The organism is Cellulomonas sp. P4_B5_2 (genome assembly GCF_056402235.1).
In genome coordinates this window covers 1-8735 of sequence record NZ_JBFUHU010000154.1, presented here as the reverse complement: position 1 = coordinate 8735, position 8735 = coordinate 1, and the positions used below count along the sequence as shown (strand labels likewise).

General features: G+C 72.0%; 8 protein-coding genes. 6 read left to right on the top strand and 2 right to left on the bottom strand.

Going from position 1 to position 8735, the window contains the following annotated elements:
- A partial coding sequence (locus AC1DUQ_RS12335) for a GNAT family N-acetyltransferase (RefSeq protein WP_477073877.1) occupies window positions 1-200 on the top strand: 200 nt, incomplete at its 5' end.
- Between the two features lie 13 nt (window positions 201-213).
- Here the strand turns inward: AC1DUQ_RS12335 and AC1DUQ_RS12330 are convergent.
- Both AC1DUQ_RS12330 and AC1DUQ_RS12325 read right to left on the bottom strand, forming a co-directional pair.
- Complete coding sequence (locus tag AC1DUQ_RS12330; protein WP_477061969.1) at window positions 214-573, bottom strand: hypothetical protein; 360 nt, start codon at window positions 571-573, stop codon at window positions 214-216.
- An 8-nt stretch (window positions 574-581) separates the two neighbouring features.
- The gene (locus tag AC1DUQ_RS12325) at window positions 582-2825 is read right to left on the bottom strand and encodes an MMPL family transporter (protein ID WP_477061970.1); all 2244 of its coding nucleotides are present in this window, start codon (window positions 2823-2825) and stop codon (window positions 582-584) included.
- A gap of 93 nt (window positions 2826-2918) precedes the next feature.
- Here AC1DUQ_RS12325 and AC1DUQ_RS12320 point away from each other — a divergent pair, with 93 nt between their 5' ends.
- From AC1DUQ_RS12320 to alaS, 5 genes are all read left to right on the top strand, one after another.
- On the top strand, window positions 2919-4289 hold the full coding sequence (locus tag AC1DUQ_RS12320; protein ID WP_477061971.1) for a replication-associated recombination protein A: 1371 nt from the start codon (window positions 2919-2921) through the stop codon (window positions 4287-4289).
- A 199-nt stretch (window positions 4290-4488) separates the two neighbouring features.
- Window positions 4489-5115: a 30S ribosomal protein S4 gene (rpsD, locus tag AC1DUQ_RS12315; protein WP_477073876.1), complete on the top strand. Its 627-nt coding sequence runs from the start codon at window positions 4489-4491 to the stop codon at window positions 5113-5115.
- Between the two features lie 111 nt (window positions 5116-5226).
- The gene (locus AC1DUQ_RS12310; RefSeq protein WP_056095021.1) at window positions 5227-5595 is read left to right on the top strand and encodes a DUF948 domain-containing protein; all 369 of its coding nucleotides are present in this window, start codon (window positions 5227-5229) and stop codon (window positions 5593-5595) included.
- Window positions 5595-5960, top strand: coding sequence for a hypothetical protein (locus AC1DUQ_RS12305; RefSeq protein WP_477061972.1), 366 nt, complete (start codon window positions 5595-5597; stop codon window positions 5958-5960). Before AC1DUQ_RS12310 ends, AC1DUQ_RS12305 begins: the two co-directional genes overlap by 1 nt.
- Before the next feature lie 40 nt (window positions 5961-6000).
- The gene (alaS, locus tag AC1DUQ_RS12300; RefSeq protein WP_477061973.1) at window positions 6001-8679 is read left to right on the top strand and encodes an alanine--tRNA ligase; all 2679 of its coding nucleotides are present in this window, start codon (window positions 6001-6003) and stop codon (window positions 8677-8679) included.
- Window positions 8680-8735 lie beyond the last annotated feature (56 nt).

The following is an 8735-nucleotide window of genomic DNA, read 5'->3' as shown; positions in this document are numbered from 1 at the left end:
CCCTGCGCGGGAGCGGCATGGGGACCGCCCTCACCGCGGCCGCGACGCGCGCGGGCGTGCTGGCCGGGGCGTCGTGGGTGTCGCTCGGCATGTACGCACAGAACGACACGGCACGCCGGATCTACCGTCGGCTCGGCTTCCGCACCGACGCCGAGCTCACGTCCTTCGGCCCGGCGGGCTCGGAGCGTCCTCCCGGCTGACGTGCGGTCCGGGTCACCACCGTGTGGGCGGCTCGACCTCGCCCCGCAGGGACAGGTGGCCGCCCTCGGGGCCGTCGCGCTCCGGAGCGCCCTGCAGCGCGCCGTCGCCCGCGTCGACGGAGAGGGTGACGGGCCGCAGAGCCGCGGACCGACGCCACAGACGGCCGAGGACGATCCACGCCACGATGCACACGACGCACAGGGTGAGGAACGGCAGGATCGCCACCGGCGAGATGCCCTCGAGACCCGCCAGGACGGCGATCGTCCGCGCCAGGAACCCGACGAGCAGCAGGACCAGGAGCGTGGCCGCACGTGCGTGCCGGCGCGCACGAAGGTACGGGACGCGGTCCACGGCTGTGCGGTGGCTGGGCACGGTGCTCGTCAGTGGGTGATCGAGATGCGGTCGTAGGCGCGCCGCAGGAACGGCGGGGCCCACCAGTTCGCACGGCCGAGGAGCGTCATCGTCGCCGGGACGAGCAGCATCCGCACCAGGGTCGCGTCGATGAGCACCGCGACCGCCAACGAGAAGCCGACCTCCTTGATCACCAGCAGCTCACCCGCGACGAAGCCGGCGAACACGACGATGACGATCAGCGCGGCCGAGGTGATGATGCGGCCGGACCGCTGYAGGCCGAAGCGCACGGCGTCGTTGTTGGACACGCCCTGGTCGACGAACTCCTTGATCCGGGACAGCAGGAAGACCTCGTAGTCCATGGCCAGCCCGAACGCGAACGCGACGACGAGCGCGACGACGTAGGTCTCGATGCCACCGGTCGGCGTGAAGTCGAGCAGGCGGGACAGGTGGCCGTCCTGGAACACCCACACGAGCACCCCCAGCGACGCCGCCAGGGACAGCGCGTTGGTGAGGAGCGCTTTGACGGGCACGACGACCGAGCCGGTCATCAGGAAGAGCAGGACGAGCGTCGTGATCGCCACGATCCCGATCGCGATCGGTGCCCGGTCGACGACGGCGGCGGTGAAGTCGATCTGCGAGGCGGCCTGACCCGTGACCCAGGTGGGGAACGGTGCGTCGAGGTCGCGGACCTGGTGCACGACACCGCGGGCGACGGCGTCGCCGGGGTCGTCGGTGTCGGGCCGGACCCCGATCACCACGTAGGAGTCCACCGGGGACGGCGGGTCGACGGACGCGACACCGTCGAGGTCCTCGAGGGTCGCGGCCCACGCGGTGGCCTCGTCGAGGGAGGTCTGCGCGACGACGGTGATCGCCGGGGTGGAGGCCGCGGGGTAGTCGCTGGCGAGGACGTCGACGAACTCGCGCTGGGTGCTGCCGGCGGGGAGCAGCTCGGTGGTCGAGTTGCGCAGCTCGATGTGGGCGAGCGGGAGGGCGAGGATCCCCAGCACCGCGAGCGACCCGAGGAGCACGAACCAGGGGTGCCGCTGCACGCGTGCGGCGAGCCGCGAGAAGAGCCCATCCTCGGTCTGCACGTCGGCGGTGCGCGCCAGGATGCCGCGCAGCCCGGGGATCCGCGCCAGGATGCTCGGCCGGATGAGTCGGCGGCCCGCGAGCACGAGCAGCGCGGGCACGAGGGTCAGGGCGGTCGCGACGGCCACCACGATCACGGCGACGCCCGCCGCACCGAACGCACGCAGGATCGGCGGCCGGAAGACGAGCAGGCCCGCGATCGAGATGGCCACGATGAGCGCGGAGAAGGTCACCGTCCGGCCGGCGGTGGCCATGGTGCGCTCGATCGCGGTGAGCACGGCGCCGTCGCCGCGCCGTCGTCGGCTCCCGCGGCCGCCGTCGCCGTCGACGACGCGGTGCAGCTCCTCCCGGAACCGGGACACCATCAGCAGCCCCCAGTCGATCGAGAGGCCGAGACCGAGGACCGTCACGATGTTGACGACGGACGAGTCGAGGTCGAGCAGGTAGGAGAAGCCGAGCAGCGCCGCGAGGCCGCCGGCGATCGAGGCGATCGCGCCCATCATCGGCATCGAGGCAGCGAGGAAGCCGCCGAAGACGAGCACCATGATCAGGAGCGCGATCGGCAGGGCGATGGTCTCGCCGGTGCGCAGGTCGGTCTCCACCTGGTCCGTGATGGCCTCGACGATCAGGCTCGTGCCGCCGACTATCCCGGTCACGCCGGGCGCGGCCACCTCGAGGTCCGCGGGGACGTCCCGGAGGCGCTCCGCGACCTCGTCCAGGGCAGCCTGCTCCTCGTCCGGCGACAGGTCCGGTGCGAGCTCGACGACGACCAGGAACCCGTCGCCGTCCGCGGCGAGCAGGGGGGCCGCGGCAGGGTTGGCCGCGCCGTCCGGCAGGCCCAGGGCGTCGATGACGGACACGACGCCCTCGATCTCCGCGAGCTCGGCGCGCGCCGGGGCCAGAGAGGTGGCCACCTCCGGGTCCGTCGGGTCGACACCCTGGAGCACCAGCGTGAGCGAGGGGCCGCTCTCGTCGGAGTCCTCGAGGATCTGGCGCCCCTCGGCGCTCTCGGACCCGGGGACCGAGGGAGCGCCCGTGCTCAGGCGGTCGAACAGGTTCTCCCCGTGCACCCCGAGGACGGCCAGACCGTAGCCGAGCACGGCGAGGACCAGCCACGCGACGACGGTGAGGCGTGGATGGTGGGCGACAGCGCGACCGACTCGGGCGAACACGCCGGTCATCGTCGCAGGTGGAACAGCCGTCGCGCACACGGAGTCACCAGATCGCCGTGATGGCGTCTCTCGGACGTGGGTCCTCGTGCGTACCCTGCCCGCATGGACCTGTTCGATGCGGTGACGTCGACGGCCACCGGCCTGCCCGCCGTCGGTGCCGGTGCGCCACTCGCCGTGCGCATGCGACCGCGGGACCTGGGGGAGGTGGCCGGCCAGGAGCACCTGCTCGTCGGGGGCTCGCCGCTGCGCCGTCTGGTGGAGCCGGCCAACGAGGCCGCCCGCCGGGCAGCGCCGACCTCGGTGGTCCTGTGGGGACCGCCCGGCACCGGCAAGACGACGCTCGCCTACCTCATCGCCGCCACGTCCGGCCGCCGGTTCGTCGAGCTGTCGGCGGTGACCGCAGGTGTCAAGGACGTGCGCGCCGTGATCGAGGACGCCCGTCGGCGGCTGGCGACGGACGGCACCGAGACCGTCCTGTTCATCGACGAGGTGCACCGGTTCACCAAGGCGCAGCAGGACGCGCTGCTGCCCAGCGTGGAGAACCGCTGGGTGACCTTGGTGGCCGCCACCACGGAGAACCCGTCGTTCTCGGTGAACTCGCCGCTGCTCTCGCGTTCCCTGCTGCTCACGCTGCAGCCGCTGGACACCGAGGACGTGCGTCGCCTGGTGCGCCGCGCGGTCGAGGACGAGCGGGGCCTGGACGGCTCGATCAGCCTGTCCGAGGACGCGGAGGAGCACCTGCTGCGCCTGGCCGGAGGCGACGCGCGCAAGGCACTGACCATCCTCGAGGCCGCCGCCGGTTCCGCCCTGTCCGAGGACGACGCCGTCCCACCCGTCGCCGTGGACCTCGCGACGATGGAGCGGGCCATCGACGTCGCCGCGGTGCGCTACGACCGCGACGGCGACCAGCACTACGACGTCATCAGCGCGTTCATCAAGTCGATGCGCGGCTCCGACGTCGACGCCTCGCTGCACTACCTCGCGCGGATGATCGCCGCGGGGGAGGACCCCCGGTTCATCGCCCGCCGGATCGTCATCGCCGCCGCCGAGGACGTGGGCATGGCGGACCCGAGCGCGCTGCAGACGGCGGTCGCGGCCGCTCAGGCTGTCGCACTGATCGGTATGCCCGAGGCGCGGATCATCCTGGCGGAGGCCGTCGTGCACCTGGCGACGGCCCCGAAGTCGAACGCGGCGTACACGGGCATCGACAGGGCGCTGGCCGACGTGCGAGCGGGTCGTATCGGGTCCGTGCCGCCCCACCTGCGCGACGCGCACTACCCGGGGGCGAAGCAGCTGGGGCACGGGACGTCCTACCTGTACGCGCACGACCAGCCGCACGCGGTGGCCGCCCAGCAGTACCTGCCCGACGAGCTGGTGGGCACGCGGTACTACGAGCCGAGCGACCGTGGGTACGAGCGCCAGGTGACCGAGCGGCTGGACCGGATCCGCGCGATCCTCGACGAGCAGGGCTGATTCGGGTTTCACCGCCGCCGCAGGGTAGAGTGTCACGGTCGTCCGCGGGACGGGTGTGCATCCACGCCCCCAGCTCGGACGGCCACCTGGGGCCTTAGCCAGCGTCGGAACAAGACACGGCGCACCACACGGTCGGCCCCACGCCCGGCGGAGCTCTCCGACTTCGGGTGTGACGTCTACAACGACAGGAAGTAACTCTGTGAGCAGCGTGACCCGCTCGCGTCGCCAGGTGCGCCTTTCCCGCGCCCTCGGCCTCGCGCTGACGCCCAAGGCCGTCAAGCACTTCGAGAAGCGGCCGTACCCCCCCGGCGAGCACGGCCGTGCGCGTCGTCGCACCGAGTCGGACTACGCGGTCCGCCTCCGCGAGAAGCAGCGTCTGCGCGCCCAGTACGCGCTGCGCGAGAAGCAGATGGCTCGTGCGTACGAGGATGCCCGCAAGGCCCCGGGCCTGACCGGTGAGGCGCTCGTCGAGAACCTCGAGACGCGTCTCGACGCCCTCGTCCTGCGTTCCGGCTTCGCCCGGACGATCCTCCAGGCCCGCCAGGTCGTCGTGCACCGTCACATGCTCGTCGACGGCAAGATCGTGGACCGTCCCTCCTTCCGCGTGAAGCCGGGCCAGACGCTCCAGGTCAAGCCGAAGAGCCAGGCGACCGTGCCGTTCCAGGTCGCCGCCGCCGGTGCCCACCGCGACGTGCTCCCCACGGTCCCGGGCTACCTCGACGTGCAGCTCGAGAAGCTCAGCTCCGTCCTGGTCCGTGCCCCCAAGCGCGCGGAGATCCCCGTGACGTRCGAGGTCCAGCTGGTCGTCGAGTACTACGCCCGCTGATCTGATCTCCTCACGGACGCCCCGCCGCGCAGCTGCGCAGGGGGGCGTCCGTGCGTTCAGGACAGGTAGGGTTTCGGCGGGGTCGACGACCCCAGGACCAGGAGGCTGGACATGTCGGTGGGTGACGTCGCGGGTCTGATCGCCGCGATCGCGTTCGTGCTGCTCGTGGGCTTCTTGGCGGTCCCCTTGATCAAGCTGGGACGCGTGCTGGACGAGACGCGGACCTCGGTCAAGGAGATCACCGACCACACCGTGCCCGTGCTCGACGAGACCGCCACGCTCGTGGCGTCCTCGAACACGCAGCTGGCGAACATCGACACGGTCACCACGGCGGCCGCGCAGGTCTCGGAGAACGTCTCGGCGTTGACGTCCCTGTTCGCCGCCACCGTCGGATCGCCCATGATCAAGGTCGCCGCCTTCTCGTACGGCGTGCGCCGGGCGCTGTCCGGTCTCGCGGCGAGCGCGCGCCGGAGCCGATGATGGCCCGCCGCCTCACCTGGCTCGCGGTCGGGGTCGTCGTCACGGTCGTCGTCCTGCGCAAGGGGCGCACGATCGTCGAGACGTACCTGCCCGCCGGGACGACCGACGCCGTCGACGGTGTCCAGCGGGTCTCGCACGCGGTCGCCACCCTGAAGAGCGAGTTCCTCGCCGGGATGGCCGAGCGCGAGCAGCAGCTGCGGCACGACCTCGTGGGCGACGCCGACATCGACGCGCTCCGGGCGGAACGGCCCGAGCGGGTCGACAAGCTGCGCAGCGCGTGGTCGGCCCGGTCCTCCCGCCACGGCGACGACTGGGCGGGTCCCACCGAGGACCCCGACGACGACGACGGCTACACCTTCTTCTAGGCACCACCCCGATCACCACAGAACGACGACGAGGACACCGATGCGTACCGCCGAGATCCGCCAGCGCTGGCTCGACTACTTCGAGGGCAAGGGTCACGTCGTCGTCCCCTCGGCCTCGCTGATCTCGCCCGACCCGTCGACGCTGTTCGTCATCGCCGGCATGGTGCCCTTCATCCCGTACATGCTGGGGGAGCAGACCGCGCCGTGGCCGCGCGCCACCAGCGTGCAGAAGTGCGTGCGCACCCTCGACATCGAGGAGGTCGGCAAGACCACCCGGCACGGCACGTTCTTCCAGATGAACGGCAACTTCTCGTTCGGGGACTACTTCAAGGAAGGCGCGATCACCTTCGCCTGGGAGCTGGTCACCGGGTCGCGTGAGTCGGGCGGGTTCGGCTTCGACCCCGACACGATCTGGGTGACCGTCTTCCACGACGACGACGAGGCGGCCGACCTGTGGAAGCAGATCGCCGGGCTGCCCGACGAGCGGATCCAGCGCCGGGGCTGGAAGGACAACTTCTGGTCCACCGGTGCGCGCGGGCCGTCCGGTCCCTGCTCGGAGATCTACGTGGACCGCGGTCCCGAGTACGGCGCGGAGGGTGGTCCCGTCGTCGACGAGGACCGGTACCTCGAGATCTGGAACCTCGTCTTCATGCAGTACGAGCGCGGTGACGGGGGCGGCAAGGAGAACTTCCCGATCCTGGGCGACCTCAAGCAGAAGAACATCGACACCGGCATGGGGCTCGAGCGCGTCGCGTACCTGCTGCAGGGCGTCGACAACCTGTACGAGATCGACGAGGTCTTCCCCGTCATCCAGGGCGCACAGGAGCTGTCCGGCAAGCAGTACGGCGCGGTGCACGACGACGACGTCCGGATGCGCGTCGTCGCCGACCACGTGCGCAGCGCGCTCATGCTCATGGGCGACGGCGTCACGCCCTCCAACGAGGGCCGCGGCTACGTGCTGCGCCGCCTGCTGCGCCGTTCCATCCGGGCGATGCGCCTGCTGGGCGTCGACGACCTCGCGCTGCCGTCGCTGCTGCCCCTGAGCAAGGACGCGATGAGCCCGTCCTATCCGGAGCTGGCGGCGAACTTCGAGAAGATCAGCCAGGTCGCGTACGCGGAGGAGGACACCTTCCGCCGCACGCTCGCGGCGGGGACGACGATCCTCGACACCGCGGTGCAGGCGGCCAAGTCGTCTCCCGAGCCGTTGCTCACGGGTTCGCAGGCGTTCCAGCTGCACGACACCTACGGCTTCCCGATCGACCTCACGCTGGAGATGGCGGCCGAGCAGGGCGTCTCCGTCGACGAGACCGCGTTCCGCACCCTGATGAAGGAGCAGCGGGACCGCGCTCGGGCGGACGCGCTGGCCAAGCGCGCGGGCCGCGCCGACACGGCGGCCTACCAGGAGCTGCACAGCACGCTGAGCAGCGAGACCGCCAAGCCGGTGCAGTTCATCGGCTACACGGACGCGACGGCACGCTCGCGCGTGGTCGGCCTGCTGGTGGACGGCGTCCCGGCGCCGGCCGCGACCGCGCCCGCGGACGTRGAGGTCGTGCTCGACGTGACCCCGTTCTACGCCGAGGCGGGCGGGCAGCTGGCGGACACCGGCGTCATCCTGCTCGACGGCGGTGCCCGCATCGAGGTCGACGACGTCCAGGCGCCGGTCAAGGGTCTGTCCGTGCACCACGGGCGGCTGGTCGACGGCACGGTGACCTTCGGCGAGTCCGGTACCGCGACCATCGACGTCGACCGCCGCCGGGCGATCGCGCGCGCCCACACGGCCACGCACCTGGTGCACAAGGCGCTGCACGAGTCCGTCGGGGAGAGCGCCACGCAGGCGGGCTCGCTCAATGCGCCGAGCCGGCTCCGGTTCGACTTCCGGTCGCCCTCGGCGACCCCGTCGCAGGTCGTCGCGGAGATCGAGGCTCGCGTCAACGATCGGCTGCAGGACGACCTCGAGGTCACCGACTCGGTGATGAAGATCGACGAGGCACGTGGCCGGGGCGCGATGGCACTGTTCGGCGAGAAGTACGGCAACGAGGTCCGCGTCGTCGACATCGGCGACGGCTGGTCGCTCGAGCTGTGCGCCGGCACCCACGTCAAGCGGTCCGGCGAGCTCGGCCTCGTCACCCTGCTGTCCGAGTCCGCGATCGGCTCCGGCGTGCGGCGTGTCGACGCGCTCGTCGGTGCGGGTGCGTACGGGTACCAGGCGAAGGAGCGCGCGCTCGTCGGACAGCTCTCGGGCCTGCTCGGGGCGCGTCCCGACGAGCTCTCGGAGCGGGTGTCCTCGCTGCTCACCAAGCTCAAGGACTCCGAGAAGGAGCTCGCAACCCTGCGCCAGGCGACGCTGCTCGCGCAGGCCGGCGCCCTGGCGTCCGGCGCGCAGACCGTGGGGGAGACCCGCGTGGTCACGCACGACGCCGGCGAGGTCGGTGGCGACGAGCTCCGCACCCTCGTGCTCGACGTCCGTGTGCGGCTCGGCGAGGCGTCGCCCGCGGTCGTCGCGATCGGAGGCGTGAGCAAGGGACGGCCGGTCGTCGTCGTGGCGACCAACGCGGCCGCGCGGGAGCGTGGCGTGCGCGCCGGGGCTCTCGTCCGAACGGCGTCCGGGATCCTCGGCGGCGGCGGGGGCGGCAAGGACGACCTGGCTCAGGGTGGCGGCACGGATCCCGCGCGGCTCGCCGAGGCACTGGCGGCGGTCGCCACGGCGGTGAGCGGCTGACGTGCCCGCCGCCCCTGATCCCGACGCGGCCGTCGTCCGCGGCCCCCGGCTCGCCG